The organism is Micromonospora sp. NBC_00898 (assembly GCF_045207895.1).
Classification (GTDB): domain Bacteria; phylum Actinomycetota; class Actinomycetes; order Mycobacteriales; family Micromonosporaceae; genus Micromonospora.
Map to the genome: position 1 here is coordinate 315,885 of NZ_CP108775.1, position 25,989 is coordinate 341,873.

At 72.4% G+C, this 25,989-nt stretch carries 24 protein-coding genes and 1 pseudogene; 14 read left to right on the forward strand and 11 right to left on the reverse strand.

Translation table 11 applies throughout. The features are described 5' to 3' along the window. Positions 1–6 precede the first annotated feature (6 nt). The 4 genes and pseudogenes from OG799_RS01525 (at position 7) to OG799_RS01540 (ending at position 1,983) form a co-directional block, all read left to right on the forward strand. Complete coding sequence (locus OG799_RS01525) at positions 7–699, forward strand: helix-turn-helix transcriptional regulator (RefSeq protein ID WP_406042309.1); 693 nt, start codon at positions 7–9, stop codon at positions 697–699. Positions 700–798: 99 nt separating this feature from the next. Continuing rightward, positions 799–1,170: a VOC family protein gene (locus tag OG799_RS01530; RefSeq protein ID WP_406042311.1), complete on the forward strand. Its 372-nt coding sequence runs from the start codon at positions 799–801 to the stop codon at positions 1,168–1,170. Positions 1,171–1,418: 248 nt separating this feature from the next. Next, positions 1,419–1,754: pseudogene (locus tag OG799_RS01535) on the forward strand (carbohydrate binding domain-containing protein); the annotation flags it as partial. A gap of 85 nt (positions 1,755–1,839) precedes the next feature. Continuing rightward, positions 1,840–1,983, forward strand: a complete 144-nt coding sequence (locus OG799_RS01540) for a hypothetical protein (RefSeq protein ID WP_406046522.1) — start codon at positions 1,840–1,842, stop codon at positions 1,981–1,983. 159 nt (positions 1,984–2,142) lie between these two features. Here the strand turns inward: OG799_RS01540 and OG799_RS01545 are convergent, their stop codons facing one another. Both OG799_RS01545 and OG799_RS01550 read right to left on the reverse strand, forming a co-directional pair. Beyond that, a complete protein-coding gene (locus OG799_RS01545; protein ID WP_406042313.1) occupies positions 2,143–2,601 on the reverse strand; it encodes a hypothetical protein in 459 nt (152 codons plus the stop codon). A 105-nt stretch (positions 2,602–2,706) separates the two neighbouring features. Further along, the gene (locus OG799_RS01550) at positions 2,707–3,582 is read right to left on the reverse strand and encodes an LD-carboxypeptidase (RefSeq protein WP_406046168.1); all 876 of its coding nucleotides are present in this window, start codon (positions 3,580–3,582) and stop codon (positions 2,707–2,709) included. Between the two features lie 127 nt (positions 3,583–3,709). Here OG799_RS01550 and OG799_RS01555 point away from each other — a divergent pair, with 127 nt between their 5' ends. Continuing rightward, positions 3,710–4,477: a type 1 glutamine amidotransferase gene (locus OG799_RS01555; RefSeq protein ID WP_406042315.1), complete on the forward strand. Its 768-nt coding sequence runs from the start codon at positions 3,710–3,712 to the stop codon at positions 4,475–4,477. Between the two features lies 1 nt (position 4,478). After that, positions 4,479–7,556 (forward strand): bifunctional [glutamine synthetase] adenylyltransferase/[glutamine synthetase]-adenylyl-L-tyrosine phosphorylase, encoded by a 3,078-nt coding sequence (locus OG799_RS01560; protein ID WP_406042317.1) that lies wholly within the window; start codon positions 4,479–4,481, stop codon positions 7,554–7,556. Between the two features lie 644 nt (positions 7,557–8,200). Here the strand turns inward: OG799_RS01560 and OG799_RS01565 are convergent. Next, positions 8,201–9,793, reverse strand: a complete 1,593-nt coding sequence (locus OG799_RS01565; protein WP_406042319.1) for a hypothetical protein — start codon at positions 9,791–9,793, stop codon at positions 8,201–8,203. 44 nt (positions 9,794–9,837) lie between these two features. Between OG799_RS01565 and mptB (OG799_RS01570) the strand changes: the two genes are divergently transcribed. Beyond that, the gene (mptB, locus tag OG799_RS01570) at positions 9,838–11,238 is read left to right on the forward strand and encodes a polyprenol phosphomannose-dependent alpha 1,6 mannosyltransferase MptB (RefSeq protein WP_406042321.1); all 1,401 of its coding nucleotides are present in this window, start codon (positions 9,838–9,840) and stop codon (positions 11,236–11,238) included. Between the two features lie 12 nt (positions 11,239–11,250). Beyond that, positions 11,251–12,738, forward strand: coding sequence for a polyprenol phosphomannose-dependent alpha 1,6 mannosyltransferase MptB (mptB, locus tag OG799_RS01575; protein ID WP_406042323.1), 1,488 nt, complete (start codon positions 11,251–11,253; stop codon positions 12,736–12,738). A gap of 1,061 nt (positions 12,739–13,799) precedes the next feature. Here mptB (OG799_RS01575) and OG799_RS01580 read toward each other — a convergent pair. Both OG799_RS01580 and OG799_RS01585 read right to left on the reverse strand, forming a co-directional pair. Continuing rightward, complete coding sequence (locus OG799_RS01580) at positions 13,800–13,997, reverse strand: hypothetical protein (protein WP_406042325.1); 198 nt, start codon at positions 13,995–13,997, stop codon at positions 13,800–13,802. 228 nt (positions 13,998–14,225) lie between these two features. Continuing rightward, positions 14,226–14,954 carry a winged helix-turn-helix transcriptional regulator gene (locus OG799_RS01585; RefSeq protein ID WP_406042327.1) on the reverse strand — a complete coding sequence of 243 codons (729 nt, stop codon included), beginning with the start codon at positions 14,952–14,954 and terminating at the stop codon, positions 14,226–14,228. 130 nt (positions 14,955–15,084) lie between these two features. On the opposite strand from OG799_RS01585, the gene OG799_RS01590 reads away from it, so the two are divergent. The 3 genes from OG799_RS01590 (at position 15,085) to OG799_RS01600 (ending at position 18,045) form a co-directional block, all read left to right on the forward strand. Beyond that, on the forward strand, positions 15,085–15,843 hold the full coding sequence (locus OG799_RS01590) for a DUF899 family protein (RefSeq protein WP_406042329.1): 759 nt from the start codon (positions 15,085–15,087) through the stop codon (positions 15,841–15,843). 175 nt (positions 15,844–16,018) lie between these two features. Next, positions 16,019–16,618, forward strand: coding sequence for a DUF5134 domain-containing protein (locus OG799_RS01595; RefSeq protein ID WP_406042331.1), 600 nt, complete (start codon positions 16,019–16,021; stop codon positions 16,616–16,618). An 836-nt stretch (positions 16,619–17,454) separates the two neighbouring features. Further along, complete coding sequence (locus tag OG799_RS01600) at positions 17,455–18,045, forward strand: hypothetical protein (RefSeq protein WP_406042333.1); 591 nt, start codon at positions 17,455–17,457, stop codon at positions 18,043–18,045. Between the two features lie 177 nt (positions 18,046–18,222). Here OG799_RS01600 and OG799_RS01605 read toward each other — a convergent pair whose 3' ends face one another. The 5 genes from OG799_RS01605 to OG799_RS01625 form a co-directional block, all read right to left on the reverse strand. Further along, the gene (locus OG799_RS01605) at positions 18,223–19,098 is read right to left on the reverse strand and encodes a transglutaminase domain-containing protein (protein ID WP_406042335.1); all 876 of its coding nucleotides are present in this window, start codon (positions 19,096–19,098) and stop codon (positions 18,223–18,225) included. A gap of 757 nt (positions 19,099–19,855) precedes the next feature. Next, the gene (locus OG799_RS01610) at positions 19,856–20,095 is read right to left on the reverse strand and encodes a hypothetical protein (RefSeq protein ID WP_406042337.1); all 240 of its coding nucleotides are present in this window, start codon (positions 20,093–20,095) and stop codon (positions 19,856–19,858) included. 37 nt (positions 20,096–20,132) lie between these two features. Beyond that, positions 20,133–20,258, reverse strand: coding sequence for a hypothetical protein (locus OG799_RS01615; RefSeq protein ID WP_406042339.1), 126 nt, complete (start codon positions 20,256–20,258; stop codon positions 20,133–20,135). 305 nt (positions 20,259–20,563) lie between these two features. Continuing rightward, positions 20,564–20,845, reverse strand: a complete 282-nt coding sequence (locus OG799_RS01620) for a hypothetical protein (protein ID WP_406042341.1) — start codon at positions 20,843–20,845, stop codon at positions 20,564–20,566. Between the two features lie 315 nt (positions 20,846–21,160). Continuing rightward, the gene (locus OG799_RS01625) at positions 21,161–21,628 is read right to left on the reverse strand and encodes a hypothetical protein (protein WP_406042343.1); all 468 of its coding nucleotides are present in this window, start codon (positions 21,626–21,628) and stop codon (positions 21,161–21,163) included. Positions 21,629–21,859: 231 nt separating this feature from the next. Between OG799_RS01625 and OG799_RS01630 the strand changes: the two genes are divergently transcribed. Further along, a complete protein-coding gene (locus tag OG799_RS01630; protein ID WP_406042345.1) occupies positions 21,860–22,201 on the forward strand; it encodes a hypothetical protein in 342 nt (113 codons plus the stop codon). 365 nt (positions 22,202–22,566) lie between these two features. Here the strand turns inward: OG799_RS01630 and OG799_RS01635 are convergent, their stop codons facing one another. Then, a complete protein-coding gene (locus OG799_RS01635) occupies positions 22,567–23,019 on the reverse strand; it encodes a hypothetical protein (protein ID WP_406042347.1) in 453 nt (150 codons plus the stop codon). Between the two features lie 373 nt (positions 23,020–23,392). Between OG799_RS01635 and OG799_RS01640 the strand changes: the two genes are divergently transcribed. Further along, a complete protein-coding gene (locus OG799_RS01640; RefSeq protein ID WP_406042349.1) occupies positions 23,393–24,400 on the forward strand; it encodes a hypothetical protein in 1,008 nt (335 codons plus the stop codon). Next, a complete protein-coding gene (locus OG799_RS01645) occupies positions 24,397–25,965 on the forward strand; it encodes a replication initiator (protein ID WP_406042351.1) in 1,569 nt (522 codons plus the stop codon). Before OG799_RS01640 ends, OG799_RS01645 begins: the two co-directional genes overlap by 4 nt. Positions 25,966–25,989 lie beyond the last annotated feature (24 nt).

A 25,989-nucleotide genomic window follows, 5' to 3' on the forward strand; every position in this document is an offset into this window, starting at 1 on the left:
CCGGGGGTGAACCGCACCGACCGTCTCTACGCCCTCGTCGAGGAGCTGCGCGCGGTGTCGCCGCGCCCGCGCAGCGCCTCCTGGCTGGCCCGCCGCTTCGAGGTCAGCACCCGCACCGTCGAGCGTGACATCGGCGCGTTGCAGGCCTCTGGCGTGCCGATCTGGGCCGAGCCGGGCCGCACCGGCGGCTACGTGGTCGACCGCGCGCACACCCTGCCGCCGGTCAACCTGACCGCCGGCGAGGCGGTGGCGATGGCCGTGGCCCTGCACCGGCTCGGCGGCACGCCGTTCGCGGCGGCCGCCGGCGCCGCGCTGCGCAAGCTGGTCGCGGTGATGCCGGCCGCCGATGTGGCCGAGGCGCACCGGCTGGCCGGCCGGGTGCACCTGATCGGCGACGGGCCGGCCACGCCCGTCCCGGCCGTCGTCGCCGACGCGGTCACCGCGCGGCGGGTGCTCCGCCTGGCGTACGCGGACCGCTCCGGCGTGGTCTCGTCGCGGGACGTGGAGCCACTCGGCTACCTCGGCAACCCCCGGCACTGGTACCTGCTGGCCTGGTGCCGGCTCCGCGGCGAGCTGCGCTGCTTCCGCACCGACCGGATGGTGTCGGTGACCGCGCTGTCGGAGGTGGTGACCCGAGAGCTCGACCCAGGCGACCTGGACATCCCCGCGCAGGTGGTCCGCCCGCTCAGCCTGGTCTGAGGTCGTTGGGAAACACCGACAGGACGGTGTCGCGGACGGGGGTGAGGCTGCTTCCTGACGGCGCCGGCCGACCGGCCGGCGCGACGAGGAGGAGGCAGCATGTCCAGCACGCCCATCACCTGGTTCGAGATCGGCTCCGAGCGGCCGGAGGAGGCCGAGGAGTTCTACGCCGAGCTCTTCGGCTGGAGCTTCGAGGAGCAGGGCGGCCCGGGTGCGTCGTACCGGCAGACGGAGGCAGGTGGGGAGCGGGGGATCGGCGGCGCGATCCGGTCCACCGGCGGCCAGTCGCCGAATTACGCGATCTTCTACGCGGAGGTCGCCGACGTGGCGGAGACCTGCCGGCGGGCCGAGGCGGCCGGCGGCAAGGTGCTGGTGCCGGTGAAGACGACGCCGAGCGGGCTCACCCTCGCCCACCTGCTCGACCCCTCCGGCAACCACCTCGGCGTCTTCACGCCGCCCGCCACGGCATGACCGCGCTCGGGGTGTCCGTCGCGCGGCGGACACCCCGGCGGGCGGCAGGAAGATGCCTCGGAAGGCATTTCCGCAGGTGCAAGCTCTTCCAGTTAGGAACGCCGAAGACGTTCATATTCGTCGATTGTGAACCCCTGGTTTCCGGGGATTGAAGCTGGTAACTTCCTGGCACCACACCCCGCAAGTTTTTGCAAAGCCTTCAGCTTCTTGCGCCCGCCGGGCGGGCGCGGGGGGTCAGGAGAGCCAGGATGAGGCGTACCACGACCAGCTTCCGTCGCCGGTGGGGCGCCCTCGCGCTGGCCGCCGGCCTGACCGCGAGCCTGCTGCCGTTCACCGCGGCGGTCGCCGCGAACACGGTCACCGTCTACTACCAGCCGCCCATCGCCTGGGGCAGCTCGGTCAACATCCACTACGGCGTCGACGGCGCGGCCTGGACGCCGGTGCCGGGCGTCGCCATGGACACCGCCTGTGCCGGCTGGCGCCGCCGGACCATCGACCTCGGCACGGCCAGCGGCCTCCAGGTGGTCTTCACCAACGGCACTGGCGTCTGGGACAACAACAACGGCGTGAACTACCGGCTCGGCACCGGCACGGTCACCGTCGCCGCCGGCAAGGTCGGCTCCGGCGACCCCTGCGCCACCAATACTCAACGGCACGTACACCGACGTGGTGACCGGGGACGTCCGGACCGTCGCCAACGGCACCCTCACCGCCTCGGTCAGCGGCAAGGGCAACCTGCGCGTCTACGTGCTCGGCCTGCCCGGCAACCCGGCGCCGGGGAAGATCGGCGCGGACGGGCCGTACCTGAGGTGACCCGGCCACGTCCGCCTCGGCAGCGCCGCCGGGGCGGACCCGACGCTCGGCCCCGCACGACGGCGGGGCCGAGCGCTGTCCGGGAGTGGTGGCCCCGCCGCGGCGACGGTCCGGCCGGGAGGGAGGAGCGGCCGGTGCGGAGACGGCGGGGCCACCGGGTCAGTTGCCGGTCCTACCCTCCGGGCCGTGGTGGCCCCGGCCGCCCGGGCCCGGGAAGACGCCGGCCTCGGCGGCCTTGGTGATCGCGTCGGCCTGCTCCTGGGTGAGCTTGCCGTCCTTCACCGCCTGGTCCAGCCGCTCCTTGAGCGCGGCCTGCCGGTCCTCGGTGGACGGCCGCTCCGGCCGGTCGGCCTTACGCTGCTCGCGCAGCTTCTCCAGCGCGGCGGTGACCTTGTCGGTCGGGACGCCCAGCTCCTTGGCGAGCGCCGCGGCGAAGTCGGCCTGCCGGTCGGCCCGCTGCTGCTGCCGGTCGGCGCCCTGGTCACTGCTGCTGCTGGCGCTCGGCGTCGGGGTGCCGTCCTCGGCGAACGCCACCGTGGGGGCGGCGATCCCCACGCCGAGCACGCCGGCGGCGGCCAGGCCCACCAGCAGGTGCTTCTTCGACATCGTGCGGGACATCAGTCCTCCAGTTGATCGGTGGTGGTGCGATGACCTCACCGACAGTGACTGCCGAACCTGGAGGAAACCCGTCCCGACCCTGTCACCCAGCTGAAAGTCCTGCCTTCAGCGGACGGCCGGCGCCACGGTCAGGGTGCCCGCGTCGGCGTCCAAAACGGCCCGGGTGCCGACCGGGACCGTGAGCTGACCCACGCCGTGGCCGATCGGGAGACCGCCGAGGACCGGCACCCCGAGGTCGCCCAGCCGCTCGCCGAGCACGTCCGCGACAGTCGTCTCCCAGCCGTCGGCGCAGTCGGTGAACTGGCCCACCGCCACCCCGGCCACCCCGTCCAGGGCGCCGCAGCGGCGCAGCTGGGTGAGCATCCGATCGACCTTATACGGCGGCTCCTGCACCTCCTCGACCAGCAGCACCGCCCCGGTCAGGTCCGGCATGTCCGGGGTGCCGATCGACGCGGTGATCAGGCAGAGGTTGCCGCCGAGCAGCGGGCCGACCGCCCGCCCGGGCACCCGCACGCCGAAGGTCTCCTCCTCGGCCACGGCGGCCACCGTCACCAGCTCGGTGGTCATCAGCGCGGCGTGCAGCGACTCCGCCGAGCGCAGCGGGGTCCGCTCGTCCAGCCAGGCCGCCCCCGGGCCGTGCACGCTGGCCAGCCGGGCCCCCCGCCAGAGCGCGAACTGCAGGGCGGTGATGTCCGAGAAGCCGGCCACCACCTTCGGGTCCCGGCGGACCGCCGCCATGTCGATCAGGTCCACCACCCGCTGCGCGCCGTAGCCGCCGCGGGTGCAGAGCACCCCGCGTACCTCCGGGTCGGCGAAGGCGGTGTTCAGGTCGGCCGCGCGCAGCTCGTCGCCGCCGGCCAGGTAGCCCCGCCGGGCGTACGCGTTCGGCGCCAGCACCGGGCGCAGCCCCCAGCCGGTGAGCAGCTCGACGCCCCGGGCCACCCGCTCAGGCCGGGTCGGGCCGGACGGGGACACCAGCATCACCGTGTCGCCGGGGCGCAGGACGGGTGGCAGGACGGTCTCGATCACAGCGGCACAGCCTAACGGTCGCCTTGACCCGGCCGAGCCGTTCCGGGCGGCCGTCGGCGCACGGGATAGCCTCGACACCGTGGCGACCGCGCTGGTGATCGAGAACGACCCGACCGACGACCTCCGCCGACTGGGGGAGTGGCTGACCGAGGGGGGCCTCCAACTGCGGGTGCTCCGCCCGCACGAGGGCGAGGAGCTCCCCGCCGACCTGGCGGGGTACGCCGCGCTGGTGGTGCTCGGCGGCGAGCAGCAGGCGTACCCGCTGCCCGACGGCACCCCCGGCGCACCCTGGTTCCCGGCGTTGGAGGGGCTGCTGCGCAAGGCAGTGCGGTACCGCGTCCCGACCCTCGGCGTCTGCCTCGGCGCCCAACTGCTGGCCACCGCGCACGCCGGCCTGGTCGAGCGGAGCCCGTCCGGCCCGGAGGTCGGCCCGGGCGTGGTCGGCAAGCGGGACGCGGCCGACGCCGACCCGCTCTTCCGGTACGTGCCGCTGATCCCGGACGTGCTCCAGTGGCACTCCGACGAGATCACCGAGTTGCCCCGGGGCGCGACCCTGCTGGCCGCCTCCACCCGCTACCCGCACCAGGCGTTCCGCCTCGGCGACCGGGCCTGGGGGCTCCAGTTCCACATCGAGTGCGACACCGCGATGATCGCCGACTGGGCCCGCGACTCGGAGCTGCTGGCCGAGCTGGGGTACGACGAGGAACTCGTGGTGGCCGCCTGTGACCGGGTGATGGCCGACGTCGAGGAGGTCTGGCAGCCGTTCGCCATCCGGTTCGCCGCGCTCGCCCTCGGCGAGCTGGACCACGACGCCACCCGCCGCGGTCTGCCGCTGCTCGGGCACTGAGATGACGCGACCGGCCAGGAGCCGCCTCGCCCGGTACGGCTTCGCCGAGGGTGACGGCCGGGCGCGCGCCGCCGACCTGCTCGGCCCCGACGGGCTCGGGCTGTGGCGGCCGGACGCCCAGGAGCCCGCCGGCGAGCGGGCCGTCGAGCTGCTGGCCGCCCTGTCCCGGGCCGCCGACCCGGACCTGGCGCTGCGCCAGCTGCACCGCCTCGTCGAGGCGGAACGCCGCGCCGCGGGGGCCGGGCGGCCGGGTGCTGCCGACGGCGACGCCGGGGAGACAGCCGGCTCCGCGCTGCTCGACGGGTTGCATGACGATCCGGGGCTGCGCCGCCGGCTGGTCGCCGTGCTGGGGGCGTCCTCGGCGCTCGGCGACCATTTGGTGGCCAACCCGCACCAGTGGTCGGTGCTGGTCACCGCCCCGGACGGGCTCGCGCCGACCGCCGACGGCCGGCTCGACCTGGCTGCTGCGGCCCGGTTCACCCCGTCGACCCAGCCGGTCGCCGTGTTGCGGCAGGCGTACCGGCTGGCGTTGCTGCGGATCGCGGCGGCCGACCTGACCGGCGGGCGCGGCCTGGAGCAGACCATGGCGGCGCTCTCCGCGCTGGCCGACGCCACCCTGGCCGCCGCGTACGAGATCGCCGTCGAGGAGCTGCCGGTGGGGACGCCGCGCCCCCGGCTGGCCGTGGCGGCGATGGGCAAGTGCGGTGGGGACGAGCTGAACTACGTCTCCGACGTGGACGTCATCTTCGTCGCCGCCTCCGACGACGACCTTTCCGCCGCGACCCTGGTCGCCACCCGGCTGATCCACGTCTGCGGGTTGGTCGCCTGGCCGGTGGACGCGGCGCTGCGGCCGGAGGGCAACCGCGGGCCGCTGGTGCGTACCCTCGCCAGCCACCTGGCCTACTACCGGCGCTGGGCCCGCACCTGGGAATTCCAGGCGCTGCTCAAGGCCCGGCCGGCGGCCGGCGACCTGGACCTGGCCCGGGAGTGGATCGACCAGCTCGCGCCGCTGGTGTGGTCGGCCGCGGAGCGCCCTGAGGCGGTCGAGGACGTCCGGTCGATGCGCCGGAAGATCATCGACAACGTCCCGCCCAAGGAGCTGGAGCGGGAGATCAAGCGCGGCCCGGGCGGGCTGCGCGACATCGAGTTCGCCGTCCAGCTGCTCCAGCTGGTGCACGGCCGGGGCGACGAGTCGCTGCGGGTGCCGGGCACCATCCCGGCGCTGCGCGCGCTGGTCGCCGGCGGGTACGTCGGCCGGGCCGACGGCGAGGCGCTGTTGCGCGGCTACCGCTTCCTGCGCGGCGTCGAGCACCGCCTCCAGCTCCAGGGCCTGCGCCGCACCCACACCGTGCCAACGGAGCCGGCCGCGCTGCGCTGGCTGGCCGCCGCGCTGGGCTACACGGCCACGCCGGGCCGCAGCGCCGTCGAGGAGTTCCGGGCCGAGTGGGTCACTCACGCCACCGAGGTACGCCGGCTGCACGCCAAGTTGCTCTACCGGCCGCTGCTGGAGTCGGTGGCCCGAGTACCCGCCGACGGGCTGCGGCTGACCCCGGAGGCGGCCCGGCACCGGCTGGAGATCCTCGGCTTCGCCGATCCGGCCGGGGCGCTGCGGCACCTCCAGGCCCTCACCGGCGGGGTCAGCCGGACCGCCGCGATCCAGCGCACCCTGCTGCCGGTGCTGCTCAGCGAGTTCGCCGACGCGCCGGAGCCGGATCGAGGGCTGCTCAACTACCGGCAGGTCTCCGACAAGCTCGGCAGCACCCCCTGGTATCTCCGGCTGCTCCGCGACGAGGGCCCGGTGGCCCGCCGGCTGGCCCGGGTGCTGTCCTCCTCCCGGTATGCAGCCGACCTACTGGCCCGGGAGCCGGAGGCGCTGCGACTGCTCGCCGAGGACAGCGAACTGACCCCCCGCCCCCGCGAAGTGCTCTGCGAGGGCTTCGCCGCCGCGGCGGCCCGGCACGCCGACCCGGAGCAGGCCACCAGGGCGGTCCGCGCGCTGCGCCGCCGGGAGCTGGTTCGGCTGGCCTGCGCCGACGTACTCAGTCGGGGCGGCGTGCTCGCTCCGCTCACGCCCCGCGCCGGCGACCCCGGGGTACGCGCCGAGCGGGTGCCCACGCTCGGCGACATCGGCGCGGTCGGCGCCGCCCTGTCCGACGTCACCGACGCCACCCTGGCCGCCGCGCTGCGGACCGCGCGGGCCACCCAGCCGGAGCTGCCCGGGCTGCGCTTCGCGGTGATCGGCATGGGCCGGCTCGGCGGGTACGAGTCCAACTACCTCTCCGACGCCGACGTGCTCTTTGTCTATGACCCGCCGGCCGGGGCGAACGAGAGCGCGGCCAGCGCTGCCGCCCAAGCGATCGCCGAGGAGTTGCGCCGGCTGCTCGGCGTGCCCGCCCCCGATCCCCCGCTCGGCGTGGACGCCGACCTGCGCCCGGAGGGGCGGCAGGGCCCGCTGGTCCGCAGCCTCGCCGCTTACGCCCAGTACTACGCGCGCTGGTCGAAGGTGTGGGAGGCGCAGGCGCTGCTGCGCGCCCGGTTCGTCTGCGGGGACGCCGACCTCGGCGCCGAGTTCGAGGCGATGGTCGAGCCGGTCCGTTACCCGGCCGACGGGCTGACCCGTGAGCAGGTGGTGGAGATCCGCCGGATCAAGGCCCGGGTGGAGAACGAGCGGCTGCCCCGGGGCGCCGACCCGGCCACCCACACCAAGCTGGGCCGGGGCGGGCTCGCCGACGTCGAGTGGGCGGTGCAGCTGCTCCAGCTCCGACACGCCGGTCGGCTGTCGGCGCTGCGCGGCACGCGTACCCTCGACGCGCTCGCCGCCGCCCGGGACGTCGGCCTGATCGACGCGGACGACGCCGCGGCGATGGCCGCCGGCTGGACCCTGGCCGCGCAGGTCCGTAACGCGTTGATGCTGGTCCGCGGTCGGGCCGGGGACCAGCTGCCCCGGCACGGGGTGGAGCTGGCCGGCGTGGTCCGGCTGCTCGGCCGGGAGGACCCCGGCGAGTTCCTCGACGAGTACCTGCGCACGGGCCGTCGCTCCCGGGCAGCCATGGAGCGCGTCCTCGACGCCCCCGCCTGACGGCCCGGCCTGACGCCCTCGCCTGGCGGCCCGGCCTGGCACCCAGGTGCGGCCCGGCGTGGTCGGTCCCGCTTCGGTCCGGCCCGGCACCGTCCGGTCCGGCCCGGCACCGTCCGGTCCGGCCCGGCACCGTCCGGTCCGGCCCGGCACCGTCCGGTCCGGCCGCCTGGGCTGACCATCGGCGGCCTGGCCCTCTCGCTCGCTCGGGAGTCGGCGGGTGGGGGACCGGCGGTTGCGGTCCGCCCTTCCGAGCCACCTGCGGCCGACGCGGTTCGCCCAGCCAGGAACATGGTGCTGGGTAGCTATGGAGCTGATGTCGTAAACGAATCACCGTGCGATGCCGCCCGTGGTCCGTCCGTGCGATGCCGCCCGTGGTCCGTCCGTGCGATGCCGCCCGTGGTCCGTCCGTGCGGCGCCCGCTCGGTGATTCGTCTACGACATCAGCTCCATAGGGCATGACAGGGATATCCGTCCCTGGCCCTCGCCGGTTCCGCGCCGGCGCAGGGTCGGCCGCGAGGCTGGGCCGCGAGGGCGGGGTGCGAGGTTGGGGCGCGAGGTTGGGGCGCGAGGTTGGGCCGCGCGAGCGGGGTGCGTGGGGCCCGGGGTGCGGGGCCGGGGTGTCCAGCCGGGTTCGCGGCGGGGGCTCAGCCGCCCAGGGTGTACGTGCCTGCGTGCGGCACGGTGACCGTCGTCCACTCGCCGTCGGCGGCGGTCGTCGCACCGCCGGAGACGGCCAGCCAGCGGTCGTGTCGCACCCGGACGGGCACGGTTGCCGCCCCGGAGGTGCGGAAGGTGACCGAGGCGCCATCCTGGCGGACCAGCTCACCGGGGGCGCCCACCAGCGGGGTCGGGTCGGTGACCGCGTACAGCCGCCAGCGCCGGTCCGACCAGACCTCGGTCAGGTACGGCAGGCCGGCGGTGACCAGCTCGGCCTCGGCCCGGCCCACCCAGGACAGCTCGGTGTCCGGTACGGCGACGAATTGCACCGCGTTGTCGGTCAGCCAGGCCCGGTAGGACTCGGCGGTCAGCGGCACGCCGGTGCCGGTGGCGCCGGGGACGGTGGTGAAGAAGAGCGGGTTGCGGGCGATGTCCGCCTGCCGCAGCCAGCCCCGGGCCAGCGGCGTCTCGCCGAGGTGTGCGGCCTCCCAGTAGTTCCGGGTCGGTGGCACCTCCACCCGGCCGGTCAACCCCCGCCGGGCCAGTTCCGCCCGGAGCGGGTCGAAGTACGCCCGTTCGCTGGTCGGGTCGCCCGCGCTGCGCAGGTCGGCCGCCACCACCGGCGGCTGCCACCAGCACACCGCGCCCAGCAGCACCGCCAGGGCGACTGCCCCGACCACCCGGCGGCGCGGCGGGTCGACCCGGCCGGGCAGCCGCGCGGCCAGCAGGGGCAGTCGGGCCGCGGCGGCCAGCACGGGCAGCGCGAACATCACCACCAGGCGGGTGGCGTTCAATCCGACCGGGGTGTGTGCCACCGCCGCGGCCAGCACCCCGGCCGCCGACAGCAGCGCCCCCACCCGCACCGGCCGGTAGCTCACCAGGGCCGCCACCAGCAGGCTGGTCACCACCGCGTGCAGGGCGTCGGTGCGGCTGATGTTCATCCAGCCGCCCTCGCCGAAGAGCAGCCCGGTCACCCCCAGCGGCAGCGCGGCGGCCGCGCCGAGCAGCAGACCGTCGACGTACCGGCGGGTCAGCAGCAGCGCGACGCCGGCCAGGCCGACGAAGAGCCCGGCCACCGGGCTGGTCGCCGAGGCCAGCAGGGCGCCGGCCGCGACCAGCGCCGGCCGCAGCCAGCGGCGACCCGGCGGGGCGTGCGCCGGCAGGGTCAGCGCGAGCAGCGCGGCCAGGCCGAAGGCCACCCCGAGGGCGTACGTCACCCGGCCGGAGACGAGGTTGCCGGCGATGGTGAGCACCCCGACCAGGCTGCCGGGCAGCGGCCGGGGCACCCCGGCGCGCACCAGCAGGGCCGCGAACGCGGTCGCCGCCGCGAGCAGCGCCAGCGCGCCGGTGAGGCGTACCCCGAGCAGGGCCATCAGCGGCGGCGAGACCAGGCTGTAGCCCCAGGGGTGGACGCCGCCGTACCAGCGCAGGTCCACCGGTGTCGTCCCGTGGGCGGCGAAGAAGTCGGCGCGGGCCACCTGGGCGGACAGGTCCGAACCCGTGGCCGGCAGGGCCAGGTACAGCACGCCGAGGGCGAGCGCGGACGCGGCGGACACCGCCACCACCCGACTGCCCCGCATGCCCACCTCCTGACCGCGACCACGGTACTGGCAGCATGTCCCGCGTGCCTCACCACCTCTCGCGCTGGACCGGCCTGGCGGGCTCGGTGCTGCTCGCCGTGGCCGCCTTCCTCGGCGGTGCGCTGCCCCACGGCGACCTGAGACCCACCCCGGTCAGCATCTGGCAGGGCCGCAACGGGCCGCTGATCATCGCGCTCTGGCTGATCGGCACCGGCCTGATGGCCTGGGCCTGGTGGTCGCTGCGCGACCGGGCGCCGTCGACCCGCTGGGTGCTGGTCACGATCGCGCTCTGGCTGCTGCCGATGCTGGTCTGCCCGCCGCTGGGCAGCCGCGACGTCTACGCGTACGCCTGCCAGGGGGCGAGCTGGTCCGGCGGGATCAACCCGTACGAGCAGGGCGTCTCCGCCCTGCCCTGCCCGTGGCTGGACACCATTTCCTACATCTGGCGGGACACCGCAGCGCCGTACGGCCCGCTCTTCGTGGTCCTCGCCGGGGCGGTCGTCTCGGCCACCGGGTCGCTGATCGGCAGCATCGTGCTGTTCCGGCTGCTGGCTCTGGCCGGCGTGGCGTTGACCGCGTGGGCCCTGCCCACGCTGGCCCGTCGCTGCGGGGTCCCCGTGGAGCGGGCGTTGTGGCTGGCGCTGGCCTGCCCGCTGGTAGCCGTGCACCTGGTCGGCGGTGCGCACAACGACGCGCTGATGGTGGGCCTGCTGACCGCGGGACTCGCGGTGGTGGCGTCCCGTCCGGGCCGCCCCGGACCGCTGCTCGCGGGTGGTCTGCTGCTCGGGCTGGCCGCCGGGCTCAAGGTGACCGCGCTGGTCGTGGTGCCGTTCGCCGCGCTGGCCGCGATCGCCGGGCCGTACCGGTTCCGCGCGCTGCTGCGCGACGGCGGGTGGGTCGTCGGCGCGGCCGTCGCCACCGTGGTCGGCGTCACGTTCGCTGCCGGTCTGGACTTCGGCTGGGTCACCGGGCTGGAGCAGGGCAACCTCGTCATCGCCTGGACATCGCCGTCCACCGCGGTCGGCCAGACCGTCGGGTACCTGGCGGCGCTCTTCGGCGCGCACGTGGACGCGCTGCCGGCCACCCGGGCGATCGGCGTGCTGGTGCTGGCGGTGCTGCTGGTCTGGCTCTGGTGGCGGGCCCGACACCGGGAGCCGCTCTGGCACGCCGGCCTGGCGCTGGCCGCCACCGTGGCCCTGGCCCCGCTGTTCCACCCCTGGTACTGGACGTGGCCGCTGGCCGTGCTCGCGGCGACCGCCCGGCGTACCGGCTGGTTCACCGTCGTCGCGCTGGTGTCGTCGTTCCTGGTGCTGGCGGACGGGACCGGCCTGGCCCGGTTCAGCAAATTGCCCGGGGCGCCGCTGATGACGCTGTTGGTGATCTGGGTGGCCGTGCGGTTGGTACGGTCGGCTCGGGCGGCCCGCCAGCCGGCCCCCGCCGACTGAGGAGAGGTGCCGGTGAGCGATCCCGGCGGTGTGCCCGACGGCTTCGGCCGGGCCCGCGCCGCGCGCTACGCCGGCCTGGTCGGGGCGGCCCTGCTGACCGTCGCCGGCTGGCTGGGCGGGGCGCTGCCGGACGCCCCCGCCACCACTCCGGTCGGCATCTGGCGCGGCCCGCACGGGCCGGCCGTTCTCGGCTGCTGGCTGGCCGGCACGGTCCTGCTGGTCGGCGCCTGGTGGGCGCTGCGGCGGGGCGCGCCGTCGACGCGGTGGGCGTACCTGACCGCCGGGCTCTGGCTGCTGCCGCTGCTGGCCGCGCCGCCGGTCGGCAGCCGGGACGTCTACTCGTACGTCTGCCAGGGCTGGTCGTGGACGCACGGCGCCGATCCGTACCGGGTCGGGGTCGCGGCGGCCGGCTGCCCCTGGACGGACGCGGTGTCGCCGATCTGGCGGGACACCCCGGCGCCGTACGGGCCGTTCTTCGTCCTGCTGGCCGGGCTGGCGGTGGCGCTCGGCGGTGGCCTGGTCGGGGCGATCGTGCTGCTGCGGGTCCTCGCGGTGGCGGGGGTGCTGCTGGCCGCGCTCTGCCTGCCCGGGCTGGCCCGGGCCGTCGGCGTGCCGACCCGGCGGGCGGCCTGGCTGGCGCTGGCCTGCCCGCTGGTCGGCGTGCATCTGGTCGGCGGCGCGCACAACGACGCGCTGCCGCTCGGCCTGCTGCTGTTCGGCCTGCTGGTGCTGGTCCGCCGGCCCGGCAAGCCGCGGGCGCTGGTGTTGGCCGGGGTGCTGCTCGGGTTGGCGGTGGCGGTGAAGGCGGTGGCGGTGGTGGTGCTCCCGTTCGCGGCGCTCGCCGCCGTGCTGGGCCGCTACACGCCGCGCGCGCTGCTGCGGGACGCGGCCTGGCTGGCCGGGGGAGTGGTGGCCGCGCTGCTGGCCACGTCCCTGGTCACCGGGCTCGGCTTCGGCTGGGTGGGCGGCCTGACCCACAGCGGTGACTCGAAGCAGTGGACCTCGCCGCCGACCGCCGTGGGCTTCGTCGTCGACTACGCCGGGGCGCTGGTCGGCCGGGAGCCGCACGCGGTGCCGGCGGCCCGGCTGGTGGCGCTGCTGGTGTTGGCGGTGCTGCTGGTCGCGCTCTGGTGGTGGGCCTGGTCGACGCTGCGCCGGCTGAACGACGTGCGGCAGCGGGCGGCCCGGCTGGCCGCCGCCCGACCCCGGGTGGCGCTCACCGGGGCCGGCCTGGCGTTGGCCGCCACCGTCCTGCTCGCCCCGGTGTTCCACCCCTGGTACGCCACCTGGCCCCTCGCGGTGCTGTCGGTGGCCACGGTCCCGGTGGCGCGGACGGTCTGGTTCGTGCTGCCCAGCGCGGTGGTCTCGTTCCTGGCCCTGCCGGACGGCACCAACCTGGCCCGGTTCACCAAGGCGCCGGGCGCGATCGCGATGACCGCCCTGGTGGTGGCGGTCGGGGGGTGGGCGGTCCGGGCGGCGCTGGCCCGACGCGCCCGCTGAACCCGGCGAGGTGCGAAACGGCCCGGGCCGGCCCCGCGAACGCGGAGCCGGCCCGGGCGGTGCTGGTGGAGCAGGTCAGCAGTCGAAGTACATGGCGAACTAACTGCCCGTTGCGGCTGACCTGGGGGAGTGGTGTCGATCAAGCCCCTGAGCAGCTCGTACGCCATACATCAACTGCCATCGTTATTCGGCGTTTCCTGGTGGCCCTTGTACCCGTCGTGTGCCTAACGATCATGGAATCGTGTTGTGTGCGGGTGGCTCGGAAGTGGGCCGGTGGAGCATCCCGTCGCGCAGGCTCCGCCCTGCCGGGCCGCGCCGACCTGGTCCAGGTGGAGCGCCCCGCTGGACGAACGACCTGGACCAGGTCGGCGCGGTCTGGTGGCCTCCGGTGTGCGACGGGTACCCGATGGCGGCCGGGGCATCCCAGAGTCGCCGAGGGTCCGGGGCGAGTAGCCCCGGCCGCCGGAGGCCTTCCCCGGGTCGTAGGGCCGGAGGCCCTGCCCGCCGGAGGCATCGCCCCTGCGGCCTCGGACCGGCGCGTCCACGACTGGCGGGAGCGGTACGCCGTCGACCCGGCCCGGTCGAGCCGGCCCCGTGCAGCGTGGTCGTCGCTTGGTCGGCCGGAGCGGCGGGGCGGCTCGCCGCCGTAGTCCTCGACGTGCTGTCCGGAAGCCCGGTGATCGCTGTACCTCGGCGGTGCCGGGCTTCGTCATGCCCGCCGGTGCCCGCGCGCAGCCGGGGTCGCCGCGCCGGGAGCGAAGCGGCAAGGCGCGGCGTGCCCCGAGCGGCGCGCAGCGGCCCGCAGGGCCGCCTTGAAGACGTATGGAAAGTTCTCACCGGCGAGACGAGGCAGAGCCGTGTCCTGTCACGGGACATGCTTGACGCTCACGTCACACCTGATGCCCGACATGATCCTCAGAGGGCGCCGCGGAAGCCTTCACGGTCCGCGACACGGGCGCGCATCGCGGCATGGCCGAACCGCCGGCGATGGGTCGCCACGCCCCGTAGCGATCGGATCGCGGCAGATGCGGATAGCTGACCTTGGCGAGCGACAGTCTCGACTAACGACACATCCAAGCGGCGTATCGGGCGCGACCATGCCGCGTTACACGGTCACCACCGCGGTCCACGCACAACTCGTTGGTCTCGTGATCGATCCAATAGGTCTGCCCGGCGTCGATGAAGGTCGGCTCTTGCAGGTAGAACCAGTGATCCACCACGTTGACGAGCATCAGCCGGTCAGCAGTCACACGATTCACCACGGCACCTCGTCGAGCAGACATCGCACTGCACGTACCTGGTGATCATATGCCAGCCGACGCTTCCGCGGTTTCGCGCTCATCGGCACGTCCGGACGATAACCGGGCCAGCTCGGCGTAACGCTGTGTAGCGCGCGGATCGCGGCTGATGCGTGCACGTGACCTTGGTCGACGCCGGGCCGGAGTGTCGACCAGAACAGGGCGAACCCGAGCTGGCGCGACAGTGGGTCACCTTTCGGGCGGCGTCTGGCGGCGATCCGCCCGCCCTCCTTGGCCGGAGGTGCCGTTTGAGTACCGATCTGTGGAGGCCAGGACACGCACGCCCGCGACGAGATGGCGGACGACCTCGGGATCGCCGATGATGACGGCGCCGGCAGCTACGAGCCCGGCCAGGTCGTCGCTGCCGAAGGCGGCGAGGAGGGCATTCGTCGTGGTGACCAGGACGGCGTCCGGCTCTTCGGGCGGCTCGTGGGCGACGTCGGCGCCGGCCGACGTGAGGCGGACGCCGAACACTCCGGCGGGACCGTGGTCGCGTAGTTCGATCCGGAGCGTCGCCTCGGGCTGCTCCGGCCCGGGCGCGAAGAAGGTGCGGATGCTCAGCATGGCGCTGTCCGCGCTCACGAAGAGCTGTTCCGCGGTCGGCGGGGCGGCCAGCGCCCAGGTGCCGAGCGCGACCACGATCGGCTCGAGGCCGCGACCCCACGCGGTCAGCTCGTAGACCCGCACATTGCCTGGCGGAGGCAGTTGCCGACGGCGTACGACGCCCGCGTCGGCCAGCTCGCGCAGCCGGTCGGACAGCGCGTTCGGGCTGGCGGTCGGGAGCGCCTGCTGCAGGTCGGTGAACCGCTTCGGCCCGAGCAGCAGCTCGCGCACCACGAGCAGCGACCACCGCTCACCCACGATGTCGAGGCCACGCGCGACACCGCACGCCTGCCGATAACCCCGCTGGGTCGGCACCGAATACCTCCCTGCGCCTTGTCCGGAACCGCGCCGCCCGTTCGTCACACTGGCGAGTTCACGAATTTCGTACTTGCTCGATCCTAGCATTCACTATTAGCCTCATAGCTCCCGACACGAGGAGGAACCCATGTCCACGCCAGCAACACCCCCGCTCACCGACCGCGAGACCTGGCAGAAGCAGCTCGACGAGCTCCGGCTCCGCGAGAAGGCGCACACCCGCGAGGGCGACGCCATCGCCGCGGCCCGCCGGCGGCTGCCGATGGTCGAGGTCGACCCGACCACCCGCCTGGTCGGCGCCGACGGCCCGGTCCCCCTGCTCGACGCCTTCGAGGGCAGGAGCCAGTTGTTCGCGTCGTACCACATGTGGCACACGGGCAGGCCGGCCGCCGACCAGTGCGAGGGCTGTACGTTCTTCACCGGCCAGGTGCTCGAGCTGTCCTACCTGCACTCGCGCGACGTCACGTTCGCGGTCTTCTGTCAGGGGCCGTTCGAGGAGACGTCGCGCTACCGCGACTTCATGGGCTGGGAGGCGCCCTGGTACTCGGTGCCCGGGGAGTCGCTCGACTCCCTCGTCGCCGGGCGCGCGTTCGGGATGAAGGTGTGCTACCTGCGCCAGGGCGACCGGGTGTTCGAGACCTACTGGACCGCCGGGCGGGGCGTCGAGGCGATGGCGCCGTCGTACGGGCTGCTCGACATGACCGTCTACGGTCGCCAGGAGGACTGGGAGGACTCGCCGGACGGCTGGCCGCAGGGCTTCCGGACCGACGGCGACCAGTTCCGGCTCGACGGGCGGCCCACCTCGCAGTGGTCGCGCCTCGCCGCCGGCCGTGACGACGACTTGGGCGCCACCGGGCCCGCCGGCAGCGAGCACCATTGCTGCCACTGAGCTTCGGTGCCTGCCGATCGGATGAAATAGCCCGCCGAGGGCGCGGACCTACCGAGTTGATGGCCGCGTATGTGCGCCGCATCGCTATCGGCCTCGGCCCGTCGGTAAGGCGATGCTCCGCCACCTATCGTGGGGGCACGGTGACACGCCGCTTATGCGCCGGAGGTCTCCTACGATGATCGATATTGACCCTCTCCGATGGTTGCTGACGGTGGCGTTCGGAGGGGCCGCCGTCTTTCACCTGCTCCGGTGCCTGCGCCCACCCGCTGCGTGGCTCTCTCCGGTGGCGGAGCATCGACTCTCCGAGATGTTGCACCTGGTCATGGGCCTGTCGATGATCGCGATGATCTGGCCGTGGGGCGCGACGGTCCCGGCAGCTGCCTGGATTGTCGTTTTCATGATGTCGACGGGGTGGTTCGTGGTGCCGGCGGTGCGGACGTCGCGACGTCGTGCGGTCCCGGTGTTCTTCGCCACCGCGACAGGGACCATGGTGTGGATGGGTGCCTCGATACCGGGGCACGCCTCCGCCGGCGGTCACGGCGGCATGGACATGGCCGGGATGGGTCATGCGCCGGTCGGGTGTGCCGGATGGGTCAATGCGCTGCTCGGGGGCTACCTGGTGCTCGCCGCATTCTGGTGGGTGGCCCGCGGGATGCGCATCGGTGGTCTGTCCGCGGCGACGACGGACGCGGTGGCGTGTCCCCTGGACTGGTCGGCGCTGTGCCACGGTGTGATGAGCGCGGGTATGGGCATCGCCCTACTGGCGATGGCGTGAACGACGGGCGCCAGGCGGGACGCTCGTCGGCGCAGGTTAGATCGGACATCCGCTCTTCGGCATGTGAGTGCGCCCGCAGGCACTCAGATGTCACCGACTGTAACCAGGACGACCGAGGAACCAAGGCCGACTGTCGTGCATGTGCTGGGACGGATTCGTCAAGCATCAGGTGGGACTAGACAAGACGAGGCAGAGCTGGCTGCCGGTGAGATGGTTCAAGCTTCTGTACGTCTTCAAGGCGGCCCTGAACGGGCCGCACGCGCCGCCGCCTGGGCGCGCGCCGGCCGCTGCCGCCGGCGCTCTGCGGCCGTCACGCCTGATGCCCGGCGGCTGGCGCGGAGAGCGGGGAGCCCGGGGGCCGCCGCAGCACGACAGGCCGTTGAGTGACGAGCTGGTGGGCCGGCAGCCGGCCAGGGCGCGGCGGCCGCCGCACCGCCGCGCCGTAGGGCGAGTCACCGCCGGTCGTGGTGGGGATGCGGCGCGGAGTGTGCGGGGCCGCCCCTCCAAGGTCAAGGGCGCTTCGCGTCGCTGCGCGACGGCCCTGCGGGCCGCCCTTGACCCCGGAGCCTCTGCGACCCCTCGGGCCGGCTATTGCCGGCAGGCCGGGGGCCTGCCCGGGGTACACGCGCCGCATCCCCACCACGGCCTCGTCGCCCAGCAGCCAGCCGGCCAGCGCCTCGGGATTTGAGGTCCTCTTGACGGGGGGCGGACCCAGGCGACGGCCCGCCAGCCGGGGCTGGACAACGGGATACGGGATGACCGGTGCATGCACGTGCATGAGCCGTTGTCATCCATGGACGCAACTGCTAGCTTCACCGTGATCTTGCTCTACGGCCTTGGCCAAGGAGTATCTGCCCTGCTCTCTGGAGATCTCGATGGAGCTTCGCCGCCGTCGTCCCAACCTCTTCTGGATCGCCTTCTTCATCGTGGGGGGCCTCGGCATCATCTGGGCTTCCCAGAACGGATGGCAGCTGAGAATCCTGGTCGTGCCGTTGGGCTCGGGAGCTCTGTTTGTTGTCGGCCTGATCATGGTTCTGGGCGCTCTTGCCGGTCTTGCCAGCATGTTCCGTCCCGCGCCGATTACGCTGGATGAGTCGGGACTCCGGCTGCGCGTGGCAGGCATCGACCGGTCCGTACCGTGGGCGTCGATTGACGCGTTGATACTTGAGCCATACCAGGGAACGTTGGACAGCACCGGCGCGCCGCGGCTGCTGTTGGTACCGTCGGCAGACGCCGATTTGGGCACGGTGGCCGAATATCAGAACAAGGTCGACGGCCGGCCCTCCATCATCCTGCTGCCTCTGGACTCGCTCCGCGCATCACAAGACCAAGTAATTCAGGTGCTCGCTACATACGCAGGACAGCGGTTCATCAACGGGGTCTCGGACTCCGCAGTGGAGACGGAATCTCCTGGTAGCCCGACCTGAGCTGAGTGACAAACTGGGTGACAACCGGAAGGGACGTCGATGGACTAGCGCGGACATCGACGGATGGTTCCAGCAGGTCACGGCGAGTGATGACGCAGCTCAACTCGTCATGATCGTTCTTTCGGGACGAAGGAGTCGGTGAATCAGCGATCGCGTCGGGCGCAACGCGGTGGTGCCTCAACGGTGCAGGTCGACCGTGGTGAAGACGCCTGTGGTGGGGGAGTTACTGCGGATCTCGGGGCCGGGGCGCAGTCGGGCGTCGGCCGCGTACCGGTCGGCGAGCACCTTCTCCGCGGCCTCGTCGCCGTCGTCAGCGGCGAGCAGCAGTGTGGCGATCTCGTCGGCGAGCGCGAGATCCGCGTCCGCGATGTCGCCGGTCATCGCGCCGAAGCCGTCCCAGAGCAGTAGCTCGTCCTTCTGTCGATGGGCGAGCTCGTGCAGGACGTAGTCGTAGATGAACCACGCGCCGCGGATCGGCAGCCCTGAGTCCACGCCGTAGACGTCGGGGTCGATCGTCCCGGCCCGGTACGCCGACCACACCCGCGCCGCCGAGTCGAAAAGCCCTGCCCTCGGGTCGATGTCATAGCCGTCGAACCGCCATTCACCGGCCGGGTCAAGCTCCGGATCGGCCCAGACCCAGCGCTCGCCGTTCCAGTACTCCACCAGCACGTGATCGTGGTGCCAGCCGGGCGCGAAGTAGGAGGCGAAGCCAACCCGGCTGCGGGCGGGGATGCCGTGCTGACGCAGCACCGCGACAGACAGCAGCGTGTGGTCCCGGCAGCAGCCCGCGACCCGGTCGGCGACCGGACGCACGGCGGTGAGCGGCAGAGGAAAGCGGGACTGGTCAGTGTCGAGGATGCGATCCACCCAGCGGCAGTTCACCTCGTCCAGCCGGTCCGCGGGCAGCTCCACGCCACCGGCGCGGTAGTGGACGATCACGTTGCGGGCTGTCGCCGCGACGGTGGCGATGTCGGCGGGCACGGCGTCGAGGAGCACGGCGTGCTGGCGGGGATCACTGTAGGGGGAGTGCGTCCGATAATCGTCGATGTCCATGCGGTGAGTCTTCCTCCTCTCGTCATGTCAGTGTCAAGAGCATGCTGCGGGCGTGCTGGGTCAAGCGCACCGGTTCGACGTGGAGGGTCGCAGCGCACTTTGGCGGATGACCGAGACCGTGAGAGCCGGCCCATGATCGTCACCAGCCCCACCCGCTCAGCCTCTCACCCGGACGACGGCAGGCCTCGATCGCGTGCCCGATCCGTGCCCGATGCAGAGGTCAACACGAGCCAAACGCCGGCACCGTGCCGGCCGCAACCCGAACGCTCCGTGTTCCCCTACCGGGCGATGCGGCTACCCAACGTGCAGATCAATCCGATTCCCAAGCTGAGACTCGGTACCTTCCAAACTGACGGTGCCACGGCGCGACCTACCTCAGCGCCAGGCCGCGGTAAACCCTGATGCCGACAACAACCCGGTCTGCACGCACTTGTTGCCGAGTTGGCCTATGGATAGATCAAGGCGGCCCGCAAAGCGGGCCGCGCCGGCCCGGCCCCGGCCTGCTGGCGACCTCCGGCCGGCATCGGCCGGTCCGGCCGGCACCGGTGATGGATGACTAGGACCCTGAAGACCTCGGGGCTCCGCCCCGAACCCCGGCCCTCCTCAGAGATCAGCCGCGGATCCCCTCGCCGGGCACCACAAGGGCTACCAGCCTCCCCGGACGGGGCCAAGGTCGTTCGTCCGGTAGGGCGCTCCACCTTGTCCCCGTCCGGGGAGGCTGGACGGTCTGGCGACTGCCCGACGAGGAGATCCGCTCTCAGCCAGCGGACGGCGGCTCGCACTCCTCGATCAGCTCCCAGGCATTGAAGAACTTCGGCTGCGGACCGAACAGGTCGCGCAGGTCTCCCGTCGGAGGCCCATGGCGATCGTCGCCGGGTAGCCAGATCGAGTCGCACTCCGGGCAGAGCAGGAACACCCGGCCGTCCTCACGGACCCGGTACCAGGTCTGCCAGTCCTGCGCGCACGCCGTACAGGCGACCCGTGCGGAGTCGTTCACACACACAGCTTCGGATCCGCGATCTGGCATGCGGTGATCACTCGCCGACATTCCTCATCCCCTCCCAGATATCCAAGGATGATCCCCGATCCACAGCCCTGCGGCACGCCTCAAACGCCCGGCGCTCGGCGGCAAGCGGGGAGACCAGCACCTCGCGGTTCACGGACTGACCGTACAGCCGGGCGTGATCTTTCTTCGGATCATCGGGCCGCCGTGGGCCTTCCACGGGCCAGTAACCACGAGGCTGAGCGGGCACGAGCGGGCACGAAACGCGATCGGGCAGGCCGCCGCGAACAGCCGTTCCGGGCATTACGGCCGGTTGAGCACGCTCTTCCAAACTGACGTTGCCGCTCCTCCGTCGGTCACCTCAGGGAGGCCCGCCGCGGGTCGGCTCGCCTCGGGTGAGTCGACGGCACACCGGTGAGAAGCGGGGTGGGCGGATCAGCCGAGCGCAGGCGCGAACGCGCTCTACTCCAGAGTCCCCCTTGAGATCAGCCGGTCATCATTCTCGGGGAGGCCCCAGATCGCCGTCGCGTCGTCGTAGCTCAGATCCGCCTCCGCCCACAGGGGTGTGGCGGACACGATGAACCAGTCATGGCTGCGGGAGAGCATGTAGAGGCTCCACCGCGGATCATGCTCCAGCTGGTGCAGCTCGCTCAAGCGAGCCCCCTCATCCTGTGTGGCGCGGCGCAGCGAGAGGCCGCGCAGCACGAACGGCATGCAGACGTACTGAACCCACTGGAACAGCACCTCCAGGCGGTACCGGCCCGTGCTCTGTGATCGGTCCGACTGGAGCCACACCTGTGTGTGCGTCCTCGCGACATGGGTGATCTGGAAGAGTCTGTCCGGTGCTTCCAGGGAGGAGGTGCAACTGCGGACCATCTCGTCACTCTCACCTGTTCTAGCCAGCGACATCGATCGACTGTACAGCCATCGGTACAGCCAAGCCGGGCTACAGCAACCGTTGTTGGCGGACGCACGGCGACGAGACGGGCAGGCCAGACGCAGTAGCCGACACCAGCCGACAGGAGTCTTGATCTTTGCAAGGCAGAGGTTGAGGCTCCCTCAAACGAGGGGCGCGACCCAGACAGGGAAGGGCGACGGTAGCTCCTGGTCACCGGAGGAAGCCGCGGCGGACTCGGTTTCCAGCTCTTCCCATGGAACGAGACCGGGGCTGGGGTCGGCGGCGGCCAGGGCGACGACCTCGGCCGCGTCGGACGTCGAGCGGTACGGCGCACCGAACGGAAGCCGGTCCGGAGATGCTGAGGTCAGCGAGCAACGGAGCTGACCCGCTTGCTCGTCGTACCAGGCATAGAAGGTGCCGGAGGCGTCTTGCCCGGACCACCGCTTCTGGAGTTCGAGGCGGACGAGGTGAAGGGCTGCCACCACCGCTGTCACGTCCATCTGCCCCTCGGGTACCCCGTAGCACCAGGTGTTTAGCCGAGGCTCCCGGTCGGGCTCGTCGGGCAGCAACGCCACCTCGCCGTCATCGAGGTACGAGCGGACCAGCGCCGCAAGATCACTGCCACTCAAGGTGAACTCCCTAGAAGATCATCTAGTGCGGACGCCAATGCGCCCCGGCGTGCCATTAGCGTGCCATTGGGCCAGGACAGCAGGGGTCAGCCGGGGCCACCAGGGACCGCCCAGACCAGGCCTCCAGCCCAGCATGCAGCCAGACATCGACAATTCCCAAGCTGCGAGTTCCTGGACCCAGCCCTGAGCCCACGGAGGCCAGCGCTTGTCGGCGTCAGCGATGATCGCTCCGTGACTGACAAGGACTTCAGCACTCGCGGCGGCGTTGCCTACGTCGACCGGCAGGTTGGAACGTGGGGATCCGGTTTCAAGAGCCACCGGCGCGCTACCTGGCCCTTCGCTCGGCTCCGCGTTGGAGCGAAGGAGATCGTGATCTCCTCTATGTTCGGAGAATTCCGAGTTACGCGGACGAACCTCGTATCGATCTCCCGCTTCGGCCGCGTCCCCGTGCTGGCCAGCGGCGTCAAGTTCGTGGCACATGGCCACCACGAAGCGGTGATCTTTTGGGCCATCGGCGTGCGCAAAGTGTTGGACGAGCTGCATCGCCACGGATGGTCGGTAGGAGACACGTAGCAGGTAGCAGTCGAGTCGGCGGACCGGCCGTACAGCCATCCGTACAGCCAAGACCGCCCGCCCACGCCGACGCTGCCCGACAACTACGGACCATCTGACCAGGTGCGCAGCCGCTCGACCAGCCATCCGCGGTCTTCTCTTAATCCGCTGGTCCCGTCGAATGCCGGGTGTAGCAGCGCCTGTAGCAACCCTGACGGACGACGGCGCACGATCACGTGTTCCCTGCGGGCCGGACGGAGACGGGCCGGCCTGAGGTGGACGCGGTCGGAAGGCTGCCCAGAACTTACAAGCGAGGGGTCAGGACCGCCTTCGTACGTTGCGCATCTTGCGTCAGCCCTTCGGCTTCCACGGGGCCGCGACGAGCCCTACGACGGCAACGAGGAAGAGGCCGGAGAATCCCGCGTAGACCATCTGGCCTTCTCGATCGCCTCGACGACGAGATCCGCGCGGGTCTGTCGGCCAAGCCATCGGGCGAGGTTCGACTTCTGGACAGCCCAACCGTGGACCACCTGACCGTGCCTTGTCTGCACGCCTACGCCGTGATAGCCGGCGTCTACGCGCACGATCGTGTTGAGATCGATCCGGTACGTCCTGAACTTGTTCCGGATCACCAGCTCGGAGTTGGTCAACGTGATCGATGGGCGCAATGCGCTCGTGTAGGCATAAGCCGCGAAACCCCCGATCAGGACCACAGAGGCGATCTTCGAAGCGAGATCGAGCCCGCTGACGACGATGGCCGAGGCGACGATGCCAGCCAGAACCAGAACGAAGATGCCGAAAGCCCGCCCCACTAATGACACCCGCCACGTCTGCTGCATTGCGGCAGGATAAGGCCACTCGATCGGCTAATCCAGCTTGGCCTGGTACACCCGGCTGGGGCTTCGCCATCGACAGTCATGGAGTCCCGAGTCAGGGTCGACCCGCCACCAACGCCACGATCCGCCCCCTGCTCTACCGGCGGCGCGGCGAGGACAAGCAGGCGCTCAGCGTGCTGACGCCTGACCAGTTCGCCGACCTGCACAACCGCAAGGTCGCCCGGTCCAACCGGACGGCCACCCGCAGGGCGGTCCAACCCACGTCCACCGCTCCTGGTGAGGAACCGGCCTTGTTCGGCCTCGCTGACGGGAGGGCCACGGCGTGAAGACCTACCCGAATCCAACCACTGTCCGACCGGCGGCCGGTGAGCCCCGGTTGGCGTCGATCGCGTCGTGGGCGGTGCTGGCCGCGTCGTTCGGCCTGTCCGCCTCGACCTGGATCGCGCTGGCCACGCTCGCCGGCTTCACCGACCGCATCACCGTCCCCATCGCCGGGGTCAGTCTCGCCTTGGCCTGGCTGATGCCCATCGCGGTCGACGGCTACGTCGTCGTCGCCCTGGTGCTGTGGATGGCGCCCGTGCCCGCACGGGTTGCCGCTTTCGCCAAGAAGAACACCTACGGTGCGGCCGGTATCGGCATCGCTGCCCAGTCGGCGTACCACCTGCTGTCCACCTTCTCCACCGGAGTCGAGGTGTGGCGCGTGGTCCTGGCAGCGATCGTCGGGGCACTGCCCCCGGCCGTCGCCGGCCTGGCCGTGCACATGCGCGCCCTGATCCGCCGGGAAAGCGGCCGAACCTCGACCGCTACCGGCACCGTACCGACGTTCCCGGCACCCGCCGTCACGCCCACACCCACCGTGACCGTTCCCGCCGTCCCGGCACCGACGCCCGGCCGGCCCGAGCTGCCCATCGTTCCCGCCATCGAACCCGCCGAACCGGCACCGACGCCGGCCCGGCCCGAGATCCCGACCCCGGCGCAACTGGCCGACCGGATCGCCGCACCGCGACCGGCCGTCATCCCGGAGCTCTCGACGCCCCGGCCCGATGCCACTGCCCGCCCCGCCCGTCCCCGACCGAGCAAGCCCGAGAACACCCCGGCTCCGACGTTGGCACCGTCCACCACCGACACTCCTGTCACCGCGTCTGACGCTGCCCAACTTCCGCTGCCGATCGTGGCCCCGGACCTGCTCGCCCGAGCGACCCGCGTCGCGAAGCAGTACCGCACCGAGCACGGCACGCCGATCACCCCGGGCCAACTGGCCGTCCGCCTCAAGGTGACCTCCGATGAGGCCACGCAAGCCCTCGCGGTCATGGATCTCGACCCGAACACCGACAACCGACCCATCCGGCCCGTCAACGGACGCCCCGTGAAGGCCACCCGTTGACCGTCTCGACGCTGACCGTCGTACCCGAAGCACCTGCTTCGGGCACGGCCCCGTGCGCCGAGCCGACCGCCCCCGCCTGGTACGCCACCTCTTCGGACATCCGACGCCAGGCCGCCGCGCGGCTCACCCAACCCGACCTGGCCGGCTGGCTGCGTCACGTCCGCCCGGCGGCTGGCTGCACCCGCCCTGTCCGCCTGGTCGGCAGCATCGCCACCGTCGAAGCGGCCACCGGCCGGATCCTGGCCGAACGCGCCACGGCCGACATGCCCGACGGCGTCATCTACAAGCCGTGCGGCAACCGGCGCGCCGCCGTGTGCCCGACCTGCTCCAAGCTCTACCAGCGCGACGCCTACCAGGTGGTGCGCGCCGGCCTGGTCGGCGGTAAGGGCGTGCCCGAGCAGGTGGCGCACCACCCGGCGGTGTTCCCGACCTTCACCGCCCCCTCCTTCGGCCAGGTCCACACCCGCCACGTCAAGCGGCACACCTGCACCCGCCGTACTGCCTGCGACTGCCGCGCCGAACCCTGCCACGCCCGCCGAGAGCTGACCGTCTGCCCGCACGGCGTGCGGCTGGTCTGCTTCGCCCGCCACGAAGCCGACGACGCTCGGTTGGGCACGCCGCTGTGCCTGGACTGCTACGACCACGACGCGCAGGCGGTCTGGAACCTGTCCGCCGGGGAGCTGTGGCGGCGCACCACCATCGCGATCAACCGCTACATGCACCGGCTGGCGACCGCTCGCGGCATCCCCGACGTTCCGGTGGTCTCCGAGCGCACCGGCAAGACCCGTTGGGTGTCCCCGGTGCGGCTGTCGTTTGGCAAGGCCGCCGAGATGCAGCGACGCGGCGTCGTGCACTTCCACGCCATCATCCGCCTCGACGGCCGCGACCCCGACGACCCGGACGCCATCGTCCCGGCCCCGCCGCAGCTCGACGCCGCCGACCTGGTGGCCGCCGTCGACCACGCCGCCGCCACCGTCGGCTTCACCACCGCCGACCATCCCGCTCACCCGGGCGGCTGGCCGATCACCTGGGGCACTCAGGTGTTGACCAAGGTGATCACCGTGGCGGGCCGGGGCGAGGTGACCGACGCCCAGGTGGCGGCGTACCTGGCCAAGTACGCCACCAAGTCGACCGAGGTCACCGGCCACGCCTCTGCCCGGCTCACCGGCGACACCGTCGACATCTACGCCGACCCGGCCGGCAGCCACACCGAACGCCTCATCGACGCGTGCTGGATGCTCGGCCGTCCCCGCGACTGGCGACGGCTGCGCCGCTGGGCGCACATGCTCGGCTTCGGCGGCCACTTCCTCACCAAGTCCCGCCGCTACTCGGTCACCTTCGCCCTGCTGCGCAACCAACGCATCGTGTTCCGCCGCACCCAGAGCAGCGGGCCGCAGGAAGCCGCGGCCGGCACCGAGCCGACCACGCTCGTGGTCAACTTCCTGCAATTCGTGGGCGCCGGCTGGCACACCACCGCTGACGCGCTGCTCGCCAACACCTCCGCCGCGATGGCCCGAGAGCACCAGGACAACGCCCGCGAGTACCTACAGGCCCTCGTCGCCTGACGCACCATCCAGCGTCAAGCCCAC

Bases quoted from the DNA above. Each gene is read 5' to 3' on its own strand.
- OG799_RS01565 (WP_406042319.1), bottom strand. From the start codon at position 9,793: ATGCGGGGCAGTCGGGTGGTGGCGGTGTCCGCCGCGTCCGCGCTCGCC.
- OG799_RS01545 (WP_406042313.1), bottom strand. From the start codon at position 2,601: ATGTCCCGCACGATGTCGAAGAAGCACCTGCTGGTGGGCCTGGCCGCC.
- OG799_RS01530 (WP_406042311.1), top strand. From the start codon at position 799: ATGTCCAGCACGCCCATCACCTGGTTCGAGATCGGCTCCGAGCGGCCG.
- OG799_RS01560 (WP_406042317.1), top strand. From the start codon at position 4,479: ATGACGCGACCGGCCAGGAGCCGCCTCGCCCGGTACGGCTTCGCCGAG.
- OG799_RS01635 (WP_406042347.1), bottom strand. From the start codon at position 23,019: ATGCAGCAGACGTGGCGGGTGTCATTAGTGGGGCGGGCTTTCGGCATC.
- OG799_RS01550 (WP_406046168.1), bottom strand. From the start codon at position 3,582: ATGCTGGTGTCCCCGTCCGGCCCGACCCGGCCTGAGCGGGTGGCCCGG.
- OG799_RS01595 (WP_406042331.1), top strand. From the start codon at position 16,019: ATGATCGATATTGACCCTCTCCGATGGTTGCTGACGGTGGCGTTCGGA.
- OG799_RS01590 (WP_406042329.1), top strand. From the start codon at position 15,085: ATGTCCACGCCAGCAACACCCCCGCTCACCGACCGCGAGACCTGGCAG.
- OG799_RS01605 (WP_406042335.1), bottom strand. From the start codon at position 19,098: ATGGACATCGACGATTATCGGACGCACTCCCCCTACAGTGATCCCCGC.